We start from the raw sequence: 24,346 nt of genomic DNA, 5'->3' as shown, positions 1-24,346 counted from the left end.
TGTTATGATAAATTTCGATTTGGAAAAGATGCTCTTTACAATTCCTGCTGAAGAACATGGAGTTGAAGCGGTAGCAAATGTGCTTCGTGCACATACGGAGGTCAAGTTCGTGTCATTTGCGGGCGTTGACCTTGGTGGTCATTTTACGGATGAGAAAATTCCTATCAAGACATTCATCGATGATATGGAGAAGCTTCTTGAAAACGGTGTTCAGACCGACGGATCCAGCGTAGCGCTACCTGAGATTGCAAATCTTGCGAATGCCAGAGTTGACATACTTCCAGATAAGAATGTGAATTGGTACGTCGAGTATAATTTCAGCAACATGGATTTTGCGACCGGCTTGCCAGTCGGTACACTGAGGATTCCATCATTCCTAAGACACAACAATGATAGGATGGTTGGATCGAGAATTTTCTGCAAGGATTCTATACGCAAGTTCAAGACAAGACTCATGGAGATGCTGAAGCAGTATCCATATGTAGTCGAGTACCTAGACGGCATTAATTCGATAGACGATATTGAAGAGATTAACCTAACTAGTGCAACTGAGCTCGAGTTCTGGGTAAAAACCCCAGATGACAAAGCGGACAGAGATCAGCTTTCCACTTCGCAGGAGCTTAAGGAGCAGTACTGGAAGAGGACTATAGGACCTGTAAATACAGCTCTTGAGCAGACGCTCGAGATACTTGACCGCTATGGCTTCGGTGTCGAGATGGGACACAAGGAGGTCGGCGGAGTAAGAGCTAAGATGGGCAATTCTGGAAGCTATGACCATATCATGGAGCAGCTTGAGATTGACTGGAAATACTCATCGCCAGTGCAGGCTGGGGATAATGAAGGTCAGATTAAGCACATAGTGAGGGATGTATTTAGGGCTAACAACCTGGAGGTAACATTCCTTGCAAAACCTATGCCAGGCGTTGCAGGTAGCGGAGAACATACTCACCTCGGTGTATCTGCAAGGCTTAAGTCGGGAAAGGTCGTAAATCTATTTGAGTCAAAGGATAGAATGAACGAATATATGAGTCCTGTTGGATTCGGAGCGCTCATGGGAATTTTAAATAACTACGAGCTTTTAAATCCTTTCGTGGCACAGACGCATGATGCATTTAGAAGGCTAAAGCCAGGATACGAGGCTCCGGTCTGCATCGTAACCTCGCTGGGTAAGGACTGCGTAACACCTTCTAGAAATAGAACGGTTCTGATCGGATTAGTCAGAGACCAGAACAACCCTATGGCTACAAGGTTTGAGCTCAGGTCGCCTAACCCTCATAGCAACACTTATCTGGTTGTGGGAGCGTCGTTCATGCTTATGCTAGATGGCATTGAGGCGGTTCTCTCTAATGGCAAGACACCAACAGAACTCGCAGTATCTATCTCTAAAAAAGCAGGAGAAAAAGACTTCTATCTAGCAAAGGACAGGGAATATAGGAGTGAGCTCAACGTTTTCGAATGCTTCACGAAGAGAGAGAGAGAAAAGCTTTTCGGAAAAGCACCTGCTACGGTATGGGAGAATTTGAAGGCATTTGACACACACGAAGATGAACTCGCTAAGCTTACAGGCGGAGATGAGACGGCTAAGGATGTGATTATGTCATACCGTGCACAGATGTCTATGAAGTGGGTTATGGAGTTCCGCGATAGGATTTTGCCTAATTCAATGGATTTTGTCAGAAACTGCAAGAAGAGACATAATGAGCTCGAAGCGACTGATTATGATATAATGAACTGGAGAAGGGTCAACAGCCTGCGCATTGCGCTCGGCAAGGACTCCATCGATAGCAAATCGATTTTGACGCTTGCGAGAGAAGCGATTGATTCTGCGGATTTTGATGCGGCGTCTAGATATGAGCTGCTTATTCAGGAGAAAATCGAGGAGCTTAGAAGTGCGTACAGCACTTATATTAAGAACTTATTTTAATAGATTTAGGAAGATACGATAATATGGGGGTTAAGAAATGCTCGACGTCAAAAGAGTGAGAGAAAACTTCGAGAGCGTTAAAGCCGATGTGGAAAGACGTGGAAAAGGTGACTTTGGCATCGACAACGTGTTAAAGTTTGATACCAAGAGAAGGGAGCTTCTTGCGGAAGTTGAACAGCTTAAAAACAAGCAGAATACAGTATCGCGTGAAGTGCCAAAGCTCAAGAAGGAAGGTAAGGATACCTCGGTTCTATTTGCAGAGATGAAGGAGTTAAGTGCAGAGATTAAATCCTTAGATGCAGAGGTTAGCGAAGTGGAAGAGGAACTCAGAAAGGCGCTACTCTACGTCCCTAATACACCTCACCCAGATGTTCCAAGCGGAGAGGATGATAGCGAAAATCTCGAGCTTCGTAAGTTCGGAGAGCCGACTGAGTTCGCATTTGAACCAAAGGCACACTGGGATATCGGAGAAGCTCTAGACATACTGGATTTTGAACGTGCAGCCAAGATTTCTGGCTCGCGCTTTACCGTGTACAAGGGCATAGGTGCAAGGCTAGAGAGAGCTGTGATTAACTTCATGCTCGACCTCCACACGGAAGAACAGGGCTATACTGAAATCTTACCACCGTTCATGGCTAACCGTGATGCTATGACAGGGACAGGACAGCTGCCTAAGTTCGAGGACGACATGTTCTATGTGCCTGCGAAGGATTTTTTCTTGATTCCGACAGCAGAGGTTCCGGTTACTAATCTCCGTTCCAATGAGATTATCGAGCCAGAGGAAATGCCTGTTTATTACACGGCATATACGCCATGCTTCCGCAAAGAGGCGGGGTCAGCTGGACGCGATACTAGAGGGCTGATCAGACAGCACCAGTTCAATAAGGTTGAGATGGTTAAACTTGCGTATCCTGAGAATTCCTATGAGGAACTAGAAAAGCTCACACACGATGCGGAGGAAGTACTACAGAAGCTAGGTATTCCTTACAGAGTAGTTAGACTCTGCTCTGGGGATCTCGGATTCTCAGCGGCGATGACTTACGATATCGAAGTGTGGATGCCAAGCTACGGCCGCTATGTTGAGATTTCAAGCTGCTCAAACTTTGAAGATTATCAGGCTAGAAGAGCTAATATAAGGTTCAGAAGAGAGAAAAAGGCAAAGCCGGAATTCGTACACACGCTGAACGGATCCGGTCTAGCGGTAGGCAGAACTGTAGCTGCTATCCTTGAAAATTTCCAGCAGGAAGATGGTACCGTGGTAGTACCAGAAGCGCTGAGGCCTTACGTAGGAAGAGACGTGATCAAGTAGGAGATACTAAATTAGCCAATCGAGATTTAGATTGGAAAACGAGCGGAGCTCATTATATATGATGCGACATAAGCACAAGGAACTAGATGGCCAGGTAAGGTCGCAATCAGTTCGTTGTGCTTTTTTACTAGAGTAAGGCAGCTACACCTCAGCTGCCACCTGAGACGGAGGATACCGAAAGATGAAAGATAGAGTCAGCTTGACAGACTTCCTTATGTATCATAAGGAGACTCACCCGATTTCGTTTCATATGCCTGGACACAAGGGGAGAAGCACGCTGTATGGGATCTACGGCTTTGGCGACTTCATCAAGAACGTCGTGGGAAACGATATAACGGAGATTCCTGGAGCTGATGCGCTGCAGCAGCCACGAGAACGAATCAGGGATATGATGGAAGGCTACGCCGGGCTCTATGGGGCAAAGCATACGGAGCTCCTTGTAAATGGCAGCAGTGCAGGGCTCATGGCTTCGATATTAGGTAGTGTTCCAAGAGGAGGTAAACTTCTTATGGGAAGGAATTCCCATAAATCCGTATATGGAGCGCTCAGACTTGGCGGGATAGATCCTGTCTACATAATGCCTGAGATAGATGGCGAAACTGGGCTTCAGCTCGGATTAGACCCGGACAAGATTGAGGCGGCCTTGATTGAAGACGGTGGCATCAAAGCCGTGCTGGTGACCAGTCCGAACTACTACGGTGTATTATCAGATATCGAGCGAATTGCCAGCATCGTTCACCTGCACGGCAGGATTCTGATTGTGGATCAAGCGCACGGTGCGCACCTTAAATTCTTTGATTACCTGCGCAGTGAAGATGGGCTCCCGCACCGTGCGGCAGAGAATTGCGGAGCCGACATTGTGGTGGACAGCACGCACAAGACGCTGCTGTCATTTACGGGCTCCGCAATTCTCAACATCTGCACCGAGAGGCCAGATGTTTCTCGGATTAGCGAGCTCCTCCGCATGCTGCAGACTACGAGTCCGAGCTACCTGCTGATGGGCAGCCTCGATATCAATCAGCAGATACTCAGGATGGACGGCTACAATCTCATCAAGAACTGGGATGCAGATATCAAATACTTCTATGAGGAGGCTGCCCAGATCGCCGGCCTCGGGCTCATCGATCGCATCGACCTTGATGAAACCAAGGTCAGCATCACAATGTCAGCCCTCGGCTTCAGCGGCCCCGAACTGGCGGAGGAGCTCGAGAAGAGAAACATCTGGGTGGAACTCACGCATGGCGATTATGTGATGCTGATGACAGGGCTCGGAAACGAGAGAGGCGACTATGAAGATGTGCTTAGCGCCCTGCGTGACCTCTCGGCGCACCATGGCGGCAGAATCCAAGGTGTGGAACCGGAAAGCTCTGCCTCTAAAACCGAGTCTGCCGCCCAGGACGTGGCGCATAAGCAAGCTAAAAACGAAGCGCAGGCGATGGCTAAAAACGAAGCGCAGGCGGCGAACAAGAATGCATCACAGCCGGTAGACAAGATTGCAGAACTGAGAACTCCATCATCAGATTCAGCACTTATAGAGCGGCTAGAGCAGCGCAAAATCCCAGACACCTATGAAGAGATTCCTTTATATAGCGCCGAGGGAAGAGTTCTCTACGAGTCCATCATCCCTTATCCTCCTGGAACGCCAATCGCCTGCCCTGGTGAAGTGCTAAGCAAATCGGTTATCTTGTACGTCCGAGACCAACTAGTAGCACAACATGTGGTTCTAGGGGTAGATGAAGAGGGACGAGTTAAAGTTGAAAGCGATTGTGTACTTTTCAAGGAAATTTGAGGTGACTTATAGGGAATTTTGATGTATAATTTTTCTCATGCAATGGATATTATTTGTACGAATCTAAGAAAGGAAGGGTTCTTAAGGATGAGCCAAGGTAAACATTTACCAAGCATTTTGGTTAAGCATCACAAGAATACTGCAGGTCGTGAGACCGAAGTGATGCCGATTCCAGATGTGGTTGAAATCTGCATGTCGCAGAGTATTGGTGCTCCTTGTCAGCCTCTCGTAGCAAAGGGCGACTATGTCAAAGTCGGTCAGAAGATCGGTGACACAGAAGCTTTCGTTAGTGCTCCTATTCATTCCAGCGTATCTGGAACAGTTACTGATATCACATCAGTACGTTCCTCGATGGGCGGGATGGAGACACATATCGTTATTGAGACTGATAAGAAGCAGGAAATCAGTGAAGAGGTTCAGATTCCTCACATTGAGAGTCATGCTGATTTCGTCAAGGCAGTAAGAGCTAGTGGTATGGTTGGATTAGGAGGTGCTTCATTCCCAACGAGCATCAAGATGGATCCAAAGAATCTAGACGAATGTACTACCCTGGTTATCAACGGTGCTGAGTGTGAGCCATTCATCACAGGTGATAACAGAATTATGGTAGAGGATGGACAGGATGTTCTCGACGGTATGCTTCTAACTATGAAGTATTTGAACCTAGAGAAAGGTATCATCGGAGTCGAGGAGAACAAGCCTGACGCTATCGAAAATTTAAACAGACTGATTCAGCAGAACGGTATCGATAACATCGAGGTGTTCAAGCTGCAATCGAGATACCCTAAGGGAGCTGAGCGAGTGCTCGTATATGAGACCACCGGTAAGGTTATGAATGCTGGTGTTCTTCCTGCACAGCTTGGTGTAATTCTATGTAATGTTTCGACAATCGGAATTCTGGGACAGTACTTCAGAACAGGTATGCCTCTCGTTCAGAGAAGAATCACCGTTGATGGAGATGCTGTTGCTGAGCCTAAGAACGTATTCGTTCCAATCGGAACACGCATCGCTGATGTAGTTGCATTTTGCGGTGGATACAAGCAGGAGCCTAAGAAGATCGTGATGGGTGGACCTATGATGGGTCGTGCAACTCATTCAGATGAGACTCCAACTGTTAAGAATACTGGTTCGCTCCTATGCTTCGGCAAGGAGACAGCTACTGTAAAGACCGAGACTGGATGTATCAACTGTGGTCGTTGTCATCGCGGATGTCCATTCAAGCTCGTTCCTATGCTCTACGCAGATTTCTACGAGAGACATGACGCAGAGTCACTTGATAAGTTCAAGGTTATGCAGTGTATGGAGTGCGGAAGTTGCTCTTATGTATGTCCTGCAAGACGACCTTTGAGCTTTACCAATAAGCTCGCGAAAGGCTTGGTAAAGGAGGCAGCGAAGAAGAATGGATAATAAGAAATTTCATAACAATCTGATAGTATCCACATCTCCACACATTGTTACAGATGAAGATACTACCAAATTAATGGGAACTGTTCTGCTTGCAATGCTTCCAGCACTAGTTGCCAGCACATATATTTTCGGAGCTAGAGTTCTGCTGCTTGCAGCTGTATGTATCGTTGCCAGCGTAGGCTTCGAATGGATATACAACATGCTCGCTAAGAAGCCACAGACAATCAGCGATCTCAGTGCAGCAGTAACAGGTCTACTAATCGCATTTAACGTTCCATCCAGCTTCCCGCTATGGATGGCAGTAATAGGATGTTTCGTAGCTATCGTTGTTATTAAACAGCTCTACGGTGGAATCGGAAGAAACTTCGTTAACCCGGCAATCACTGCCAGAATCTTCCTTTTCATCTCGTTTGCAGCACAAATGACAACATGGCCACTTCCAAGAATGGCAGCTAAGACTGATGCTGTAACAGGACCTACACCTCTAGCACTCGTTGCTGGTGGCGCTAGCAAGTCTGATCTTCCATCCAACATGGATATGTTCCTAGGATTCACTGGCGGATCCCTCGGTGAAGTAAGTGCTCTTGCGCTTCTCGTTGGAGGACTTTTCCTAATCTGGAGAAAGGTGATTTCCCCAGCAATTCCATGTGCATTCCTCGGAACTGTATTTGTTATCGCTCTTGCATACTACAAGGGTGACTTCAACATGGCTATCTTCCACCTCTGTGCTGGTGGTGTAATGCTTGGTGCATTCTTCATGGCTACAGACTATGTAACATCGCCTAAGCTAACCAAGGGTCAGATTATGTTCGGTATCGGATGCGGAATTATCACTATGGCTATCCGTCTATGGGGTAACTATCCAGAAGGTGTTTCGTTCTCAATTCTACTTATGAACATCTGTACACCACTTATCAACAGATGGTCGTATAAGAGCTATGTAAAGGGAGGTGCGAAATAATGAAGAAAAAAGAAAGCACATTTTCAAGTTTCATTTCGCCGATCCTCGTGCTCGTACTGATTTGTTTCGTAGTTACATTTGCACTTGCTATGGCGTACGGTGTTACGAAGCCAATCATCGATAAGAACAACCTCAAGGAGTCGAACAAGGCTAAGTCCGAACTGATTCCAGAGGCAAAAGGCGAATTCAAGAATTACGACGGAAAGCTCGTGGTAGTTCAGAAGAATAAGATATACGTTACAGAGGCATCCAAGGCTGTAAATGGCTCAGGTGTAGTAGTGACTGTAAACTCAAACAGTTATGGTGGTACCCTAACTGCTATGATAGGTATCGACAACAAGGGTAAGATCACTAACGTTAAGATTATGAGTGCTCAAGATACTCCTGGTATCGGTACAAAGGCTCAGGATCCAAAGCACCTTGGACAGTACAAGGGACTATCGGATCTTGGAAGCGAGACTATCAAGGATTCAAAGTCGAAGGTTAAGTATATCACTGGAGCTTCGATTTCCTCACAGGCTATTCACGAATCTGTTTTTGCTGGTCTAAAGCAGTATAAGGCTATGGGAGGGGCTAAATAAATGAGCAATAAGAGTAAATTATCTATCATCACAAACGGTATCATCAAAGAGAACCCAGTATTGGTTCTTCTAATCGGTACCTGCCCTACACTAGCTACATCTTCATCCGCTTCGAACGGTCTTGGTATGGGACTCTCAACTACAGCGGTACTGATTGCAGCTAACGTAGTAATATCACTACTTCGTAAGGTTATTCCTGACAAAGTAAGAATCCCGTGCTACATCGTAGTAATTGCTGGATTCGTAACAGTAGTTCAGTTCTTGCTAGAGGCATACGTGCCAGCACTTTATAAGTCGCTAGGTCTATTCATTCCTCTAATCGTAGTAAACTGTATCATCCTCGGAAGAGCTGAGGCGTTTGCTAACAAGAACACTGTATTTGATTCTGCTCTAGACGGAATCGGAATGGGTCTCGGATTCACGCTCACACTTACAGTAATGGGTACAATCAGAGAGCTACTCGGAGCAGGAACGTGGTTTGGTATGACAGTATTCGGTTCATGGTTCACGCCAATCGGATTTTTCAACCTCGCACCTGGTGGTTTCTTCGTATTCGGAGTTCTCATCGCAGTACTAAATGTACTCACTAATGGCAAGGCTCTCAAGAAGAAATCGTTTAGCTGTGGCACATGCCCAATGTACAATTCATGCAACCTAGCAGAAGCTAAGGAAGTTGCAGCAGAGGAGAAAGGAGCTGAGGCATAATGTTAAATTTAGTTATCATCTTTATGTCGATCGTTCTTGTAAATAACTTCCTGCTATCGCAGTTCCTCGGAATCTGCTCATTCCTCGGAGTTTCTAACAAGATGGAATCGGCGGTTGGTATGAGTGGTGCGGTAATATTCGTAATGGTAATTGCGGAAATTACAACGTGGCCAATCCAACAGGTACTTAATAAGCTAGATATCGCATATCTACAGACTGTAGTGTTTATCCTCGTAATCGCGGCTCTAGTACAGTTCGTTGAGATGTTCATGAAGAAGTTTATGCCAGCGCTTCAGAAGTCGCTCGGTATCTACCTTCCGTTGATCACAACAAACTGCGCTATCCTCGGTGCGACAATTAACGCTATCAACTATAACTACACATACATTCAGGCTATCGTTTACACAGCTGGAGCTGGAGTTGGTTTCGGCCTTGCGATGGTACTGTTTGCAGGTGTTCGTGAAGAGAAGCTCTGGAATGAAGAGGGCGTACCTGCTGCATTTAAGGGAGTTCCAATGGTACTCGTAAGTGCAACAATCCTCTCGCTTTCATTCATGGGATTCTCAGGATTATTCCAGTAAGGAGGGGTATAGATGAATGCAATTATAACAGCAGTAGTACTTGTAGTTTGTGCAGGATTCATAGCTTCTCTCTTGCTAGTAATCGCTTCACACGCTTTCTACGTTCCAGTAGATGAGAGAGTATCCGAGGTAAGAGAGATTCTACCTGGCGCTAACTGCGGTGGATGTGGATTCGCTGGATGTGATGACTACGCAAACGCAGTAGTTAACGATGAGTCAACAAGCTGCAGTGCTTGTACAGTAGGTGGAGCTTCTTGTGCTGAGCAGATCGCTAACATACTCGGTCGTGCTGCAGGCGGCGCTGATAAGCAGATCGCACAGGTAATGTGCAACGGAACATGCGATGCTTCCAAGAAGATTCTTGAGTGGCAGGGTATGCAGTCATGTGCAGGTGCTAAGACCTTCTTTAACGGCAACTCAGCTTGTTCCCAGGGATGTATCGGTCTTGGAGACTGCGTAGGTGTCTGCGAATTCGATTCTATAGGCATCATCGATGGCGTTGCTAAGGTTAATAGAGACACATGTGTTGCATGTGGTAAGTGCGTAGTTACATGCCCACAGACTATCATCAAGATGGTTCCTTACAAGAAGGAAGTGCATGTGCTATGTATGAATACTGAAAAAGGCGGAGTTACTCGCAAGCAGTGTTCGAACGGTTGTATTGGATGTGCAAAGTGTGAGAAGACATGTAAGTTCGATGCAATTCACGTTAATAATAACGTCGCAGCTGTAGATTACGAGAAGTGTAAGAACTGCGGAATGTGTATGGGCGTTTGTCCTACAGGATCAATCAACAGCTACAATGAGAGACACGCTAAGATGGCAATCAATGCCAAGAAGAAGGCTGAGGCTGAGAAGGCTGCTAAGGCAGCTGAAGCGAAGGCTAAGGCGGCAGCTCAGGCGTAAAACACGATTCGTACAATCGAATATAGCGATTAGACACGACTGGCGGTATGCTGGTCGTGTTTTTTTGTTCAAAAAGTTAAATGATGTTGGGAATCATGAAGGACGCTCTACTTCATTTACGAGTTACTTTTATCTTAAGACATGATTTTGCTCATAACATGGAATTAGAACGGATTCAGTTGTATTGCGATACAAAATAAAGGCTTTGAATTGTTATACAAAACAATAAAATAAAAAATTATTTATGTGTTGACACAAATAAATCTCTTTGCTAATATAATTTTATGATGTACTTATAAAAGTACATCGCGCTAGGAATCATAAAGACTAGCAGTTAGGAATTATTTAGTTAAAGGAGAGAACAGATGCTTCCGATTGTGCAAGAGATAAATGCTTATTTATCAGACTATGTGTTGGTATTCATGTTGCTTGGTGTTGGACTATGGTATACGTTTAGGACTAGGTTTGTCCAGGTAAGATATTTCAAAGAGGGATTCAAGAGAACCTTTGGCGGAATATCCCTAAGAGGTCATAAGCACGATAACGGCATGAGCTCATTTCAGGCTCTTGCGACAGCTATTGCGGCTCAGGTTGGAACTGGTAACATCGTAGGTGCTTCAGGTGCTATTTTAACCGGTGGACCGGGTGCTATCTTCTGGATGTGGGTTATAGCATTCTTCGGGATGGCCACGATATACGCAGAAGCTACGCTCGCTATCGAGACTAGGCAGAAGGCACCATCTGGTGAATTCCTTGGAGGTCCTGTTTACTATATCAGGACTGCATTCAAAGGCGGTTTCGGAAGATTCCTGGCAGGATTCTTTGCAGTAGCTATTACGCTTGCGCTCGGATTCTTCGGTTGCATGGTACAGTCAAACTCCATCGGAGCAACATTTAGCACAGCATTTGGAGTACCTGGTTGGACAGTTGGCGTTGTTTTGGTTTTACTTTGCGGATTTATCTTCCTAGGTGGCACCAAGAGACTGGCTTCCGTTACGGAGAAAATCGTACCAATCATGGCAGCTATATTCATATTAGGTGGACTGATTCTGTTGATAATGCGTATAAAGTACATTCCAGCTACATTTGGCATGATTTTTAAGTATGCGTTTGAGCCACAGGCTATTATCGGCGGCGGCTTCGGTATGGCGCTTAAGACTGCTATCTCGCAGGGAGCTAAGAGAGGGCTTTTCTCGAATGAAGCCGGTATGGGTTCGACCCCACACGCTCACGCTCAGGCTCACGTTAAGAACCCTCATGAGCAGGGTACTGTAGCTATGATCGGTGTATTCGTAGATACATTCGTCATCCTAACGCTCAACGCGCTAGTGGTTATTTCGACCATGTACGCAGAAGACGGTGCTATCGCTGACGGAGTTATTCCTAAGGGCATAGATAAAACGAACCTCGCTCAGACTGCATTTGCATCAGCTTTCGGTGATAAGATAGGACCGATGTTCGTAGCTATCTGCCTATTCTTCTTCGCCTTCTCGACTATCCTAGGATGGAACATGTTCGGCAAGATCAACATGATTTACATGTTTGGTGAGAAGTCGGTAAAGGTCTATACGGCAATTGCGCTTGTATTCATATTCCTCGGCACTTGTGCTTCGAATGACCTTGTATGGGAGCTCTCAGATATGTTTAACCAGCTGATGGTAATCCCTAACGTTATTGCACTCTTCGCCCTCACAGGCATGGTTCTACATATAGAGCACACCAGAGATGAAGAAAAGCATAAGGTCATAGAGGAGAAGAAAAAGAAATAATATTCATTTAAATTGACAACATATCATTAAAGTACTTTCTTTCATGAACAGTGGGTGCGGGGTAGCGCATCCACTGTTTTTATGTGCGAGAATTGGAATAATTGCTATAAATTCAGTCTTAAATCCTGCTGATGGAGATTATAGACTACTGCAAATAAACAAATAAAATACAAGTGATTTAAAAGATTGATAAAAATTATATGTACTTCTATGATATACTAAAGTTAGTCATGGTTAACTTTAATTCAATCTATCTAACTATTATTTTAGGAGGAATGAATGGGTAAGAACGCGATCTTAAAGCCGATATTGATCGGCGCACTCATCCTAGCAGTGGCAGGGGGAATCGCTTTCGCTATGTTCGGAGGAGGGGCTGAGAAGTCTGGGAAATCTACAGTCTCCAACAAGAAAGAACAGACGGATGTAGCTGATGAGCAAAATATGCCACAGGAGAGTGAAGATAAGGGTACTGCAGGGGACTATGAGACTAATAGCAACGGGGAAAGCGGTAACAGCGCGTTAAACAGGAGCTCGGGCGATAGCCAGAGAGCAAGAAAAGTTATTTCTCATAACAGAGTTCAGAACCAGGCGGCTACTTCACGAGTGGCTAAGAACGGAACTAGCACAGCACCAGCTGTAAAGCCTTCGAAGCCAGCCGTAGAGCCATCAAAGCCTGTCGTGAAGCCATCTAAACCAGATGTAAAGCCAGGCGAAAAACCTGGAGTAAATCCTGGTACAAATCCTGGTGAAAACTCAGGCACACACCCTGGCTCAAATCCAGTGAACCCTGGTACTAATCCTACGGTTAATCCAGGAGAGCAGGTAACTCCTGAGATGGATCTAGATGCTAGGGTAGAAAAAGAGATCAGTGAATTCATGAGAACAGGAGAGCTTAAGGACGGAAAGTTCATCGGACTCGGTGATGGATTCGATGAGGCTAGAGGCGGAGTTAAGACTGTTGTCAATATCAAGAACAACGTCATCGAGAGCATCGTATTCGTCGAGGGTCAGGGCTACTCAGGACTCGATTACATGGGCATCTCATCGCGAGTAATACCATACCTATGCGGAGAAGCTGGCAAGAGAAATGTCGCTATTCTCAAGGTATACAGAAAGTACATCGACCAGATTGCTGGCGCAAAGGATCATGCCAAGGAGGCGGAGAAGCTTCTAGGTAAAGAGTATGCGAGCAAAATTACCGATGCGAGAAGAGCAGAGCTAGTTTCGCCAGTTATCAGACAGTATCTAGGAGAGCATCACAAATGCAAGAAGATGATGGATGCAATCTCCGGTGCTACACTAACTACAGGCGGAGTTGGGCTATCCGTGGATAACGCTCTAGAGCTTTCTGAGAATGACAAGAAGACCGGAAACGACATAACAGATATCAAAATGCTAGAGCCTACAGAGGTGAACGGATATACAGGTCAGAGAGTGCTAAAGTCCGATATAGCGAAGCCTCTTGATCTATCGAGCATAAAGGTTGAACTCGTTAAGGAAGATGGCACCAAGATCGTGGTTCCATACTCTGAGTTCGGCAAATACGGAATAGAAGTGACCAACAGGGACACCGGTGAGAAGCTTTATGATAAGATGAATCTTTCGGACGAGACTAAGAGCCAGGCGTTAATCGCTAGAGTTACGCATAAGGGCTCGAAGAGACGTACGGAGTTTGCGATATTCTTTGAATCTTACAGCACAGATTACATCACTAAGATGGAATACAGCTTCGATGGCGGCAAGACTTGGGAAGAGGTAACTGACCCTGCTAAGTCTGAAGAAAATAGCAATAACATAGCGTACAGACAGACGATAAAGCTCAATAAAGACTACTTCGGCAAGAAAGCTATATTCAGAACTACATCGATTAGTGGCAAGCACTATGTATACGAGAGCAGATTCAAGGTTGATGAATACAACTACAAGTTCAGCTTCAACTGCATCAACAAGGACTACGAAAAGAATAAGAACGCTAACTTTGCGCTCTACATCACTTTCGTAGAAGATGTCGACAATGAAGAGCCAGGCACCGTTGATAATAACCATGACGAGGGAAATCCTGACGAAGGAACTGAAGTTGAAGATGAATTCACACCAGTGCTATCATCTAAGATAATCAACAAGAAGGTTGGAGATGCAGAACCTACTCTAGACGAGTACAAGGCGCTCATCTCAAACTTCCCAAATGACGGAAGCGTAACACTGGAGGTGCTCGATCACCCAGATATGTCGGAGAACGGATACACTTTAGTAAAGGTAAAAGTAATCTCGCATAGCACAGGCAAAGAGTCCATCGTAACGATTGGAGTAAGTGTTGCGTAGGATGCGCATAAGGCGAACTAGGGGCATAGCAAGCACCTAGAGGCTATGATATTTAATCAAGTGATAATGGTAATAAGAGCGAGGCGTCTGCCCCGCTCTTTTTCTTGCGCAGATATTCGATAGTACTTAGCGCGTGTACTGATTGAGTGATATGTCAGGACTATTTTTGCAATACAATAAAAAAATTTTTATTTGTACAAAGCGTGAAAGTCTTGATTAAACTATGAAATATATATAAAATTTAAATATTAAAGGTAAAGATTAAGGACAATAGGAAATTAACTAGAGATAATGCTTTCGGTGATGTATTCGTAATGTAAAAGGAGCGAAGATACATGAATAAAAAACGCATTTGGAGTATTGTGCTCTCTATCTTCATGGTAGTGAGTGCAGGATTTAATTCACTTTTTGTATGGGCTGATAGCGGCTCTCCGTCAGGGACGACAGCTACTAGATCAGGCTCATCTCAGCCTCTTGACTACAATTTTAATGTAGACTGGGCTAACGGAGTATCATCTGGGGTAGTCGACTATCACTACGATGATGCTACAGACCCAGATCATAAGAAGCTTATTATGACACCTACTAACGACAATCTTAAGGTCGGGACTGTAGGGTATTCTTTGGCTATCAATAGCGATGCAAATACTAAACTCCCAGCAGGCTCTATCAAGATAACCATGCCGAACTACCTGTTCGATTCATGGACTGATAAGTATGCGGTGAATAGAGTAGATAGTGGCAGACCTAGGAATACAGTATCCTGGCAGATTCCTAAGTCTCCTGAGACATCTGCAGTGAGTGACTTTAATTACGTTGATAACGGCGACGGCACCTATACAGTGACCAACTTCAAGGAGGTTGCAGGTGGTGCTAAGCTTCACTTTGAGCAGGCATTTCAGTTCAGACCTTCATATATCAAGGTAGATAGTGACGGCGTACAGCAGAGGAATCTAGACTTTAAGCTTGAGATAGACACCAACGGTGACGGCACTCCTGATGTGACCACTAACCGTTCGCTTACGGCGGAGATACAGAACAAGACGAAGCCAGTATCGTTAAATCTAAAGAAGGATAATCTATCGAAGGCTAATGGCGTATACATGAACTGGCAGAACTCTTGGGGGCCAGCTCCTAGCGATGCCAAGGATTACTTCTACGTAGTGTGGTACGCAGATATGAAGCGCGGTAGGACCGATACCGTTCCTTTTGATTATGAAGTAGTTCAGGATAACAGCGATGGAGAGCTGGTTGGAGCGACTAAGCGAAACAGCTATTATGTGCCACCTTACGACAAGCGTGGATTTCTGAGTGCATTTGATATCGACCGATACACTGTTACATCATATCCAGATATCGCTGCCAGCGGATGGCAGAGCAGGCTTAACCAGACGGGAATGTTTAAAGAATACACACCTGGGTTTATGCTACATACATTGCAGGGATGGACTTACACAGACTGGGATAGTGATAGGATGGTAATGCTGAAGCGTTATCCTATGACGATGCTCGAAGATGCTAAAAACCGAGGTGTAGACCTCTCAACTACCGGTATACCGGTGAGCAATAAGGTTACGGTCAAGACTAAGCTTGCAAGTGGCAAAGTTCTAACTGAAACAGATACTGCTACAGCGACGGTTAAAGTAGGTAATTACACTGGTGCTAATAATATCTGGAAGTATGACTACGGTAACCACTCTTATGGCGGATCTAACATGTCAGGTGTTCTTGAGTTCGTTTTGAATGGGGAAACTAGAGAGCTTCGTAACCGTGGGCAGTATAAAACCTTTGAGACTGAGGTTGAGGGAAGTCCGCGAACTGAACCGACATACAACAATGCTACCGGGGAGTATACTGTGAAGCCGTATACTGCCGAGATTGAAGAGGGTCCTCTATACAGTTCCTCTAAGATGAACAGGCTTAGACCTAATAACAGTTTCAGCAGCAACATACCGGATATGACGAAGCTCCAGGATGAAGATGCGACCTACAAGAGTGTGGCGATAACGCTAACTTCTCATGATGGAATGAAGTCGGTGATAGGAGGATGGACCACAGATAACAACGAGGATGTTACCCAATCCAGATCGCATCCTATAGAGATATGGACTAGGAAGTCAGGTGAGAATTCTTACACCAGGTATGGCAAGATAACGTTTGACAGCACTGGCAAGTACACGTTCACTTCTGATGATGGTAATACAGTTGTAGACGATGCAAAGGGCAAGGAGATACCTCTGCCGGCTAATACGAGCGGACTGAAGTACAAGTACACCAGTGAGTACTACAATTACAACTTCAAAGCTGATACGGTTGTTGAGGTTCATCCGACGGCGAACATGAAGAGCATATTGCAGGCTGATAAGGATCAGTATGGGGCTTCATTCATATCATCTAGTGCAAAGGTGAGTTACTCCGAGAATGGACAGGCAGGTGTGACTACTAATACAGAAGGCAATCCGCTAAAGATACAGTCTGTGGCCATGACGGCTATAACATCGAGCTTCGGAGAGGGAATTGTTTACTATCCACAAGATATCGTAGATGACCCTGTAAGGGGTGTGCAATCCAACAGGGTAACAGCTCGCTATTATCAGATTTCATCTCTTAATGATACAGGGCTACCCGATAGGGACTATCTAAATAAGTACGTGTACAAGAAGGGTACGATTTACACGCTATTGCCACTAGGTACGAGCGTTCAAAAGTCAAGCGTGCAGATGACCGCTGGACCTGCATATCAGGATCGCGCTATCTCTCAGGGGAGTGACTTCAATGTTGAGATGATCGAAGACTGGGAAGGCTCAGGTCAGACCATGATGAAGGTTGACTACAAGCTTCCGCCTAGCGTTACAGATGTTAGAAACTTTGACAATCACAACTATTTCATATATTTAAGGTATACACTAGATAATCCGTACAGCAACATAGTTGACAGAGGTAATAGTGTCATGCTTACATCTGCCCTCAAGGTGGATCCGGATGGAAACGATTACGTGCTGCGTAAAGAAAGCGATATTGCTAATAAATTCAACAGACTTACGGAGAAGGATAAGTTCAATAGCCTCGTAAATGGTGATTATAAGTATTGGCGCTTTATTGGTGATCCCGTTCAGTTCAACCCTGTAACGGTTACACAGTCAGGACTTACCAAGGAAGTTGCTAACACTATTGACAATTCGTATGGTAGCAAGACAGATGCATTTATCGGCAACCAGTACAGCTATAGATTGGCATACACATCTTCCAACTATACGAGAACTGATAAGCTCGTGTTCTACGATGTGCTCGATAACGGAGGCGAGAATGCCCCTACAGAGTGGAAGGGAACGCTAGACAGAGTAGATGTTCGTTCTATGTCTAATAGATCTGCTTACGGCCGCCAAGGTGAGTATGCAAAGCCAGTCGTGTACTATGCGACAACGGTGCCAAGCACATTTGACGTAGATGATCACTCTGTATGGTCTACAACTATGCCTGCCAATAAGAAGGATATAAAGGCTATAGCCGTAGATGTCCGCAAGACGAATAAAGGCAATGATTTTATACTAGACCAAGGTAATAGCCTCAGCTTCTACGTATATATGAACGCGCCACAGGACAAAAACCTTGCAGGCAAGAAGGCAGTAAATGAGACTGTAGCCAATGCTCGTAACTTTGCTGGTGATTCGGCAGGACCAAGCGACAGGCTGTTAAAGTACAAGGCTCACTCGGAGATTACACTTCATAACCCTGAATTAGAGCTTCATAAGGAGTCGAACCCAGCTACTGGCACAGAAGCTGCGCCAACTGAGGTTACAAATGAAAAGGATACTCCTATCACGTACACTCTCAAGATCAAGAACAAGAATGACCTACTAGCAACCAGAGATATAAACGTCGAGGACGTTATACCTGATGGTCTGACAGTTGATAAGGATAATATCCGCATCAAATCAACTGAGTTAAGGCTCAATAATGTGCTGCTGAGAGATGCGACTGGAGTAGGGCTCATAACAGATGGTCAGAAGCTGAAGTTCAACGTAACTCTGCCAAAAGACAGTGATATGTCGATAACTATCCCAACCAAGCTAACGGATAAGACAGTTAAGACCACTGTGTTCAAGAATACGGCTAAGATTACAAGCGCCGACGGCGTACCGATGAATGTAAAGAGTGAGACTACATATCACAAGGCTATCCGCCAGTACGATTTAAATTACGTAGTGACAGGAGATTCTACTTACGGTCTGCCAACTGACAATGCAGTGCCAGCTACAGTAACAGGTATCGAATATGACCACAACCAGACATTAGCTGCTCCACTATCATCAAGCACACATGCTACAAGCGCAGGCGTACAGGGTGAATGGAAATTCGAAGGCTGGAAGAAAGCAGCTTCCGATACGAGCACGATTAGCTCAGTCAATGTTCGCAAGAACGAGACTGTGTATGGAAACTGGAGATTTGTGCCATATAAGAATGTTAAAGTCACTAAAAAGTGGACAGACCACACAGGGGCAACAGATACAGCGCCTGTTAACAGCGTAAAGGTTGATCTGCTTCGCGACGGCGTAGTAATAGATACCAAGGATGTTAAGGCTGCTGATAACTGGACTTATACGTTCAGCAACCTAGTGTCGTTCGACATCGCAACAGGCCATAGCTACACATATACAGTTCAGGAGCATGGACTTAACGCACAGTCCAAGATTGATTATGGCGCTTATAGGTACACTGCGACTACGACTGGTGATGTGACTAGCGGATATACCATCACTAATAAAAAATCCATGCCGTGGACACCTATGATTCCGGCAACTCGCAGTGTTACGGTAACGAAGCAGTGGAGCGGTGTATCGCAGAATTACAGGGATACACGTTCGGTAGTGGTGAAGCTGTATAAAAACGGAACTGCTACAAATAGAACAGCTACTCTGTCGAGCAGCAACAATTTCAAGGCGACATTTGCAGGACTCCTCGATTCGGATACGGTGACAGGTGCAAAGAACGTGTATACGTTCAAAGAGCTAGATGCTGATGGGAATTCGCTTGAGGAAGGTGCAACTCTTGACATCAACAATAGACACTTTACCGTGCACTATGATGGCAATAAGATTATAAATACGTTTAACAACGTAGAGCGTTCAGTATCCGGTGATAAGCACTGGGATGACGCCGATGATCAGGACGGAGTAAGACCTAGCGAAGTGACCTTTAAGCTGTTTGCAAATGGTGTTGATACAGGTAAGACCGCGAAGGCGACAAAGGCAAATCACTGGCATTACGAGTTTAGCGGACTCGATACATATGACGAGGATGCTGCAGTGATAAACTACACCGTTAAGGAAGTACCAGTAGCGAAGTACACGGCAGATCAAAACGGTTACGATTTCACCAACAAGCATGTGCCATATACCAGAACAGTCAAGGTGACTAAGAATTGGAAAAACGATACCGCAGCTAACCGTCCGGCTTCTATTACAGTTCGTCTAAAGGCGGATGGAAATGAGGTAGATACCAAGACAGTTAGCCCTGACTCAGATGGAAAGTGGACAGTTGATTTTGAAAACCTGCCAGTCAACAAGAACGGCAAGGAAATCAAATACACTGTCACTGAGGATGAGGTTCAGAAGTACAATGTAGAGTACTCTGGCAACATGGATGATGGAATGGTGATAACCAACACTAGGGTCAATGATCCAACTCCTAAGGTAGTTAAGAAGCATGGACCTAAGACTGGAGATACTATGTATCCACTAGTGTATGGAGTCGTACTGCTATCATCGATTCTAGCGCTGATGGTGATCATCATCAGAAGAAAGTCTAGAAGGGCATAGGAATTCCTTTCTCAGAGATACACACATAATTATGAGAAAGACAAAAGCGAGGTAAGGGTTAACCTTACCTCGCTTAACTTTTTGTTGTTCTAGCCCAAGCCTTTTACGTGGCTATAGCTCAACCGGTTCGAATTTTAAGCCGTGTTCTCTGTCAGATTTGTCATCAGTGATGTGATACACATGGTATTCATCAGGTGACAGGTCAGTGCTACCGAGGAAAATCTCCTTGGAGCTACCGAACTTATCTACATCAACTCTCACCGATATACCGCAGCTCGTCGAGATATGACGAGGAACGGGCATGACGGTGCATCCGAGAGCCTTTAGAAGCTTCTCTGTAGCTATAGCGCCGTGAGTCGACTCGAATGTGTATAGATAATACTCTTCAGTCATAAAATATTTACTCCAATATTACAGAGTGATAACCTTGGATACTTCCTGCATTGCACCGAGAATATCGAACATGTTGCTAATGGTTCCAACCTTGCAGTCGTCCTTAACTCCGTAGAAGTTTAGGCAAGTTCCGCATACGAGAACTTTAGTTCCCTTATCGATTAGAGTGTTTAGATTATCGACAATCTGCTCCTCGATTCCTGTTGTAAGCTTAACGCCATCGTTCATAAATAGAACGTATGAAGGGATGTTGTCACCCTCTGAGAGAGTGAATATAGCCATCTTGGCAAGGTTTAATCCAAGCTCTGGGTCTCCAGTACCTACGGAAGCCTTGTTGAAAAATACTGCGTAGCTATCAGCTGAGAAGCTGCTTGCGCTCTCAGGGACTTTTCCGTCTCCATCAGCAAAGCTTACGAGGAACTTATCTCCCTCTGGTGCTGAACTGATAGGTCTGCCATATGCGTTACCGAGTCTCTCTAGGTTATCGATCTGTGTCTGTCCGTCAACGATAATCTCGAGGCCCTGAGTACCATTATCTAATTCTTTCTTTGCCATAATTACAGGGATTGGGCATGCCTTGCCTGCTGCATCTAGTCTCATCTTGTGATACCTCCAGACTAATAATTCAAAATATAATATACATTATTATCATAACAGTGTAGGAAAGTTACTTCAAATAGAAATCTAAAATATTGGCAGGCTAAAGTATCTGGTGAATTTCCGTGTATTTTCACACAGATAGTCACAAAAGACACGCGTTTTATAGTAATATAATTATGTATATATATGTGCAGATAGAGAGGTGGAATTTTGCTCAGGAAATTTGTAAAGAGTCCGTATATCAAAGCTTCAATCGCATTAATTGTCAGTGGTTCGGTGCTTATCATGTTGTCAAATGTGCTTAATAAGACGAAGTTTACCGACGGCCTAGCGACTATTAATAAGACACTCATGCCGGTGTATATCGGCGTGTTCATAGCATTTCTGCTGTGCCCTATATACAATAAACTGGTTAAGGCTATTTATACGAAGCTTAGGGATAGCAGCAATCGCTCTCCGGAGGACTGCAAAGGGCCAGTTTGCATGAAGTTTGCTGGCGGGCGAAACATGCCACAAGAAGATGCTACTACTCGTACTAAGAGGAATCTCGCAATTGCCAAGATTAGTGCGAGTGCAATTTCTATACTGATAATCGTAGCGTTCTTTGCACTTATCGGATACTTTGTGGTGCCACAGATTGTCATGAGCATAGTTAACCTGATGAACACCATGCCACAGAGACTTGCATACTTCTCGTCATGGTCGGAGCATCACCTGCAGAACTTCCCGCAGATTGTTAAGTGGATAAACGAAGCTGCAAACGCAGGTACTAGCGAAATTATCGACTGGATAAGAGACAACATCCTAAAAGACAACTTCCAGAATGTTGCCAGCATGGTTTCAGCGCAGATTATTAGTGTCGTGCGCGGCAGTGCAAATCTATTCGTCGGAATACTCATCTCAATCTATTTGCTAAATTATAAAGAGACAATATTCGCAAATACTCGTAAAATCGTTGCAGCGACATGCTCCGAGCAGAAGTCGAGAAGCCTTTATGAGTTTGCAAAGATCATAAACGAGACATTTATCGGATTCATCGTCGGAAGAATTCTCGATGCGATAATAATCGGTATCCTGACATATGTGTGCCTGCTAGTTTTGAATATGCCACTCGCACTGCTCATCGCAGTGATTGTCGGAGTGACGAACGTAATACCGTTCTTCGGACCGTTCCTAGGGGCTATTCCATCGGTGTGCCTCCTCATGTTGGAGGATCCCGTTAAAGCTGGATACTTTATCATCATGATATTCGTAATTCAGCAGCTCGACGGAAATGTAATCGGGCCTAAGATTGTCGGAAGCGCTATCGGAATAAGCAGCTTCTGGGTTCTTATCGCTGTACTTATCGGAGGAGGACTGTTCGGATTCCTTGGCATGGCGCTGGGAGTTCCGGTTTTTGCAGTGTTCTACAGATATGCAGGCAAGCTAACTAACAACAAGCTGAGAAAACGCAGCAAGGAGACCGACATCAGGTCATATACAGATTATGCCAAGTTCGGCATTGAGGAGAATGAATTATACGGAGAGAATCATGCCACAGAGAAGCTTAATAAAGACAAGCCTAATAGATAAGATAAGGGAGAACATACCTGAGGCTCAGATAAGACTGGATGAGCCGATGAGTAAGCACTCGTCCTTTCGCATAGGGGGTCCAGCTGATGTAGTTGTGACCGTCTGTAATGAAGAGGAGCTCAGCAACATCCTAAGCTTACTTCATAGTGAAGATGTGAGATATATGCTAATTGGAAATGGCTCCGACCTACTCTTTGCAGACGAAGGATACCGCGGCGTGATAGTGAAGCTCGGTGGAGATTTCGAGCATATCGAGCTACTCGAAGCGGGAGATGATGTGATAAGAGCTGGAGCGGCTCGCATGCTGTCAAGCACTGCTAACTTCGCAAGGGATAACGGCCTCGCTGGACTCGAGTTTGCATCGGGAATCCCGGGAACATTTGGCGGAGCACTTTTCATGAATGCTGGCGCATACGGCGGAGAGATGAAGGACGTAGTCGTAAGCGTAACTCTAATGAAATCTGACGGAAGCTCGGTATATGAACTGTCTGGAGAAGAGATGGAGTTCTCATACAGGGATAGTGTACTGCAGCATAATGATGATATTGCAATTTATGCAAGGGTTAGATTGCAGAGAGATGATAAAGAAGCTATCTCAGCGAGGATGAATGATCTCGCTGAGAAGCGCAGAACGAAGCAGCCGGTGAATTTTCCGAGCGCAGGCAGTACATTCAAGAGACCTGTAGGCGGATATGCGGCAGCTCTAATCGAGGAGGCTGGACTAAAGGGCAGGACAGTCGGAGGAGCACAGGTATCTGAGAAGCACTCTGGCTTCGTTATCAATATAGGGGGCGCTACCTCTAAGGACGTGAGAGAACTAATCGATATAGTGGCCCAGGAAGTCGAGCAGAATTCGGGGATTAAGCTCGAGCCTGAGGTGAGAATTATCGATGCGGAATAGAATTAAGAGGGTACAAGGGGAAAAGGAAGCGATAAGCTGATGAAAAACAACATTAAAAAGCTATATAAATTGACGGCGGACTACCACACTCACACGAGGTATTCGCACGGTAAGATGTATGCGCATGGCAAGGGGACAGTCCTTGAGAATGTCGCTGCAGCTTCAGCTAAGGGACTGCACGAGCTGGCGATTACGGATCACGGACCGGGACATAAGTTCTACGGGCTCAAGATGGGCAAGCTGGCAGCTATGAGAGCGGATATCGAAGAGGCTATGAGGGAGTTCCCAAATGTCAAAGTCCTGCTCGGAGTAGAAGCTAATATCATCAACACTCCTAATGGACTAGATATCAAGAAGGAGAATCTAGATAAATTCGATATCGTCAACGCTGGATACCACTACGGACTTCCGCACGGCTACATGACTGCAAACTACATATGCTGGCACGCAGGACTGCCGTCTGGAAGCAGGGAGCAGCTAAGAAATAAGAACACCGATATGGCTCTCAGAGCGCTGTATGAGAACGATATATTTCTCCTAACTCACCCTGGTGACAAGGGTCCGTTCGATATGAAGGAGCTCTGCAAGGCATGCGAAGAGACGAACACACTTATGGAAATCAGCACACGCCATACACACCTAACTAAGGAAGAAATCGAAATAGCGGCGAATTACGATGTGAAATTTGCCATAAGCAGCGATGCGCATGTGCCGGATAAAGTTGGTAATTATATTGCTGGTGTAGAGAGAGCGCTGGAAGCGGGGCTTGACCTAGAGAGAATCATCAATATTGAGAAGAGGTAAGAG

At 45.2% G+C, this 24,346-nt stretch carries 17 protein-coding genes; 15 read left to right on the top strand and 2 right to left on the bottom strand.

Annotated elements, in window-relative coordinates; translation table 11 throughout:
* The first annotated feature begins 4 nt into the window (after nt 1–4).
* From Q7O90_RS06860 to Q7O90_RS06805, 12 genes are all read left to right on the top strand, one after another.
* On the top strand, nt 5–1,924 hold the full coding sequence (locus tag Q7O90_RS06860; RefSeq protein ID WP_304128839.1) for a glutamine synthetase: 1,920 nt from the start codon (nt 5–7) through the stop codon (nt 1,922–1,924).
* A gap of 37 nt (nt 1,925–1,961) precedes the next feature.
* A complete protein-coding gene (gene serS, locus Q7O90_RS06855; RefSeq protein ID WP_106057880.1) occupies nt 1,962–3,233 on the top strand; it encodes a serine--tRNA ligase in 1,272 nt (423 codons plus the stop codon).
* Between the two features lie 181 nt (nt 3,234–3,414).
* Nucleotides 3,415–5,022 (top strand): aminotransferase class I/II-fold pyridoxal phosphate-dependent enzyme, encoded by a 1,608-nt coding sequence (locus tag Q7O90_RS06850; protein WP_304128837.1) that lies wholly within the window; start codon nt 3,415–3,417, stop codon nt 5,020–5,022.
* Nucleotides 5,023–5,109: 87 nt separating this feature from the next.
* Complete coding sequence (rsxC, locus tag Q7O90_RS06845) at nt 5,110–6,429, top strand: electron transport complex subunit RsxC (RefSeq protein WP_304128835.1); 1,320 nt, start codon at nt 5,110–5,112, stop codon at nt 6,427–6,429.
* A complete protein-coding gene (locus Q7O90_RS06840; protein WP_106057883.1) occupies nt 6,422–7,390 on the top strand; it encodes an RnfABCDGE type electron transport complex subunit D in 969 nt (322 codons plus the stop codon). Before rsxC ends, Q7O90_RS06840 begins: the two co-directional genes overlap by 8 nt.
* On the top strand, nt 7,390–7,971 hold the full coding sequence (locus tag Q7O90_RS06835; protein WP_106057884.1) for an FMN-binding protein: 582 nt from the start codon (nt 7,390–7,392) through the stop codon (nt 7,969–7,971). Before Q7O90_RS06840 ends, Q7O90_RS06835 begins: the two co-directional genes overlap by 1 nt.
* The gene (gene rsxE / locus Q7O90_RS06830; protein ID WP_106057885.1) at nt 7,972–8,676 is read left to right on the top strand and encodes an electron transport complex subunit RsxE; all 705 of its coding nucleotides are present in this window, start codon (nt 7,972–7,974) and stop codon (nt 8,674–8,676) included. It abuts the gene before it with no gap.
* Nucleotides 8,676–9,257: an electron transport complex protein RnfA gene (locus Q7O90_RS06825; protein ID WP_106057886.1), complete on the top strand. Its 582-nt coding sequence runs from the start codon at nt 8,676–8,678 to the stop codon at nt 9,255–9,257. The genes rsxE and Q7O90_RS06825 overlap by 1 nt, the downstream gene beginning before the upstream one ends.
* A gap of 12 nt (nt 9,258–9,269) precedes the next feature.
* On the top strand, nt 9,270–10,163 hold the full coding sequence (locus Q7O90_RS06820; protein WP_106057887.1) for an RnfABCDGE type electron transport complex subunit B: 894 nt from the start codon (nt 9,270–9,272) through the stop codon (nt 10,161–10,163).
* Between the two features lie 365 nt (nt 10,164–10,528).
* Nucleotides 10,529–11,932, top strand: coding sequence for an alanine/glycine:cation symporter family protein (locus Q7O90_RS06815; RefSeq protein ID WP_304128832.1), 1,404 nt, complete (start codon nt 10,529–10,531; stop codon nt 11,930–11,932).
* A gap of 279 nt (nt 11,933–12,211) precedes the next feature.
* Nucleotides 12,212–14,254, top strand: a complete 2,043-nt coding sequence (locus tag Q7O90_RS06810; RefSeq protein ID WP_304128831.1) for a hypothetical protein — start codon at nt 12,212–12,214, stop codon at nt 14,252–14,254.
* 335 nt (nt 14,255–14,589) lie between these two features.
* Nucleotides 14,590–20,073, top strand: a complete 5,484-nt coding sequence (locus tag Q7O90_RS06805) for a Cna B-type domain-containing protein (RefSeq protein WP_304128829.1) — start codon at nt 14,590–14,592, stop codon at nt 20,071–20,073.
* A 111-nt stretch (nt 20,074–20,184) separates the two neighbouring features.
* Here the strand turns inward: Q7O90_RS06805 and Q7O90_RS06800 are convergent, their stop codons facing one another.
* Nucleotides 20,185–20,466, bottom strand: a complete 282-nt coding sequence (locus tag Q7O90_RS06800; protein ID WP_304128827.1) for a DUF3343 domain-containing protein — start codon at nt 20,464–20,466, stop codon at nt 20,185–20,187.
* A gap of 18 nt (nt 20,467–20,484) precedes the next feature.
* Nucleotides 20,485–21,066, bottom strand: a complete 582-nt coding sequence (gene yedF, locus Q7O90_RS06795) for a sulfurtransferase-like selenium metabolism protein YedF (RefSeq protein ID WP_304128825.1) — start codon at nt 21,064–21,066, stop codon at nt 20,485–20,487.
* Between the two features lie 210 nt (nt 21,067–21,276).
* On the opposite strand from yedF, the gene Q7O90_RS06790 reads away from it, so the two are divergent.
* The 3 genes from Q7O90_RS06790 to Q7O90_RS06780 are packed head-to-tail and all read left to right on the top strand — an operon-like array spanning nt 21,277 to nt 24,343.
* Nucleotides 21,277–22,638 (top strand): AI-2E family transporter, encoded by a 1,362-nt coding sequence (locus Q7O90_RS06790; RefSeq protein ID WP_304128823.1) that lies wholly within the window; start codon nt 21,277–21,279, stop codon nt 22,636–22,638.
* On the top strand, nt 22,598–23,539 hold the full coding sequence (murB, locus tag Q7O90_RS06785; RefSeq protein WP_304128821.1) for a UDP-N-acetylmuramate dehydrogenase: 942 nt from the start codon (nt 22,598–22,600) through the stop codon (nt 23,537–23,539). The genes Q7O90_RS06790 and murB overlap by 41 nt, the downstream gene beginning before the upstream one ends.
* A 39-nt stretch (nt 23,540–23,578) precedes the next feature.
* Complete coding sequence (locus tag Q7O90_RS06780; protein ID WP_304128819.1) at nt 23,579–24,343, top strand: PHP domain-containing protein; 765 nt, start codon at nt 23,579–23,581, stop codon at nt 24,341–24,343.
* Nucleotides 24,344–24,346: the final 3 nt, after the last annotated feature.

Source organism: Mogibacterium diversum (assembly GCF_938028775.1).
Classification (GTDB): Bacteria; Bacillota; Clostridia; order Peptostreptococcales; family Anaerovoracaceae; genus Mogibacterium; species Mogibacterium diversum_A.
Note: the sequence above shows the minus strand (reverse complement) of the source record. Positions and strands in the feature narration are given on the sequence as shown.

What these genes read in the sequence shown, in the direction of transcription:
- Q7O90_RS06860 (WP_304128839.1), top strand. Translation starts at nt 5, where the DNA reads ATGATAAATTTCGATTTGGAAAAGATGCTCTTTACAATTCCTGCTGAA.
- serS (WP_106057880.1), top strand. Translation starts at nt 1,962, where the DNA reads ATGCTCGACGTCAAAAGAGTGAGAGAAAACTTCGAGAGCGTTAAAGCC.
- Q7O90_RS06850 (WP_304128837.1), top strand. Translation starts at nt 3,415, where the DNA reads ATGAAAGATAGAGTCAGCTTGACAGACTTCCTTATGTATCATAAGGAG.
- rsxC (WP_304128835.1), top strand. Translation starts at nt 5,110, where the DNA reads ATGAGCCAAGGTAAACATTTACCAAGCATTTTGGTTAAGCATCACAAG.
- Q7O90_RS06840 (WP_106057883.1), top strand. Translation starts at nt 6,422, where the DNA reads ATGGATAATAAGAAATTTCATAACAATCTGATAGTATCCACATCTCCA.
- Q7O90_RS06835 (WP_106057884.1), top strand. Translation starts at nt 7,390, where the DNA reads ATGAAGAAAAAAGAAAGCACATTTTCAAGTTTCATTTCGCCGATCCTC.
- rsxE (WP_106057885.1), top strand. Translation starts at nt 7,972, where the DNA reads ATGAGCAATAAGAGTAAATTATCTATCATCACAAACGGTATCATCAAA.
- Q7O90_RS06825 (WP_106057886.1), top strand. Translation starts at nt 8,676, where the DNA reads ATGTTAAATTTAGTTATCATCTTTATGTCGATCGTTCTTGTAAATAAC.
- Q7O90_RS06820 (WP_106057887.1), top strand. Translation starts at nt 9,270, where the DNA reads ATGAATGCAATTATAACAGCAGTAGTACTTGTAGTTTGTGCAGGATTC.
- Q7O90_RS06815 (WP_304128832.1), top strand. Translation starts at nt 10,529, where the DNA reads ATGCTTCCGATTGTGCAAGAGATAAATGCTTATTTATCAGACTATGTG.
- Q7O90_RS06810 (WP_304128831.1), top strand. Translation starts at nt 12,212, where the DNA reads ATGGGTAAGAACGCGATCTTAAAGCCGATATTGATCGGCGCACTCATC.
- Q7O90_RS06805 (WP_304128829.1), top strand. Translation starts at nt 14,590, where the DNA reads ATGAATAAAAAACGCATTTGGAGTATTGTGCTCTCTATCTTCATGGTA.
- Q7O90_RS06800 (WP_304128827.1), bottom strand. Translation starts at nt 20,466, where the DNA reads ATGACTGAAGAGTATTATCTATACACATTCGAGTCGACTCACGGCGCT.
- yedF (WP_304128825.1), bottom strand. Translation starts at nt 21,066, where the DNA reads ATGAGACTAGATGCAGCAGGCAAGGCATGCCCAATCCCTGTAATTATG.
- murB (WP_304128821.1), top strand. Translation starts at nt 22,598, where the DNA reads ATGCCACAGAGAAGCTTAATAAAGACAAGCCTAATAGATAAGATAAGG.
- Q7O90_RS06780 (WP_304128819.1), top strand. Translation starts at nt 23,579, where the DNA reads ATGAAAAACAACATTAAAAAGCTATATAAATTGACGGCGGACTACCAC.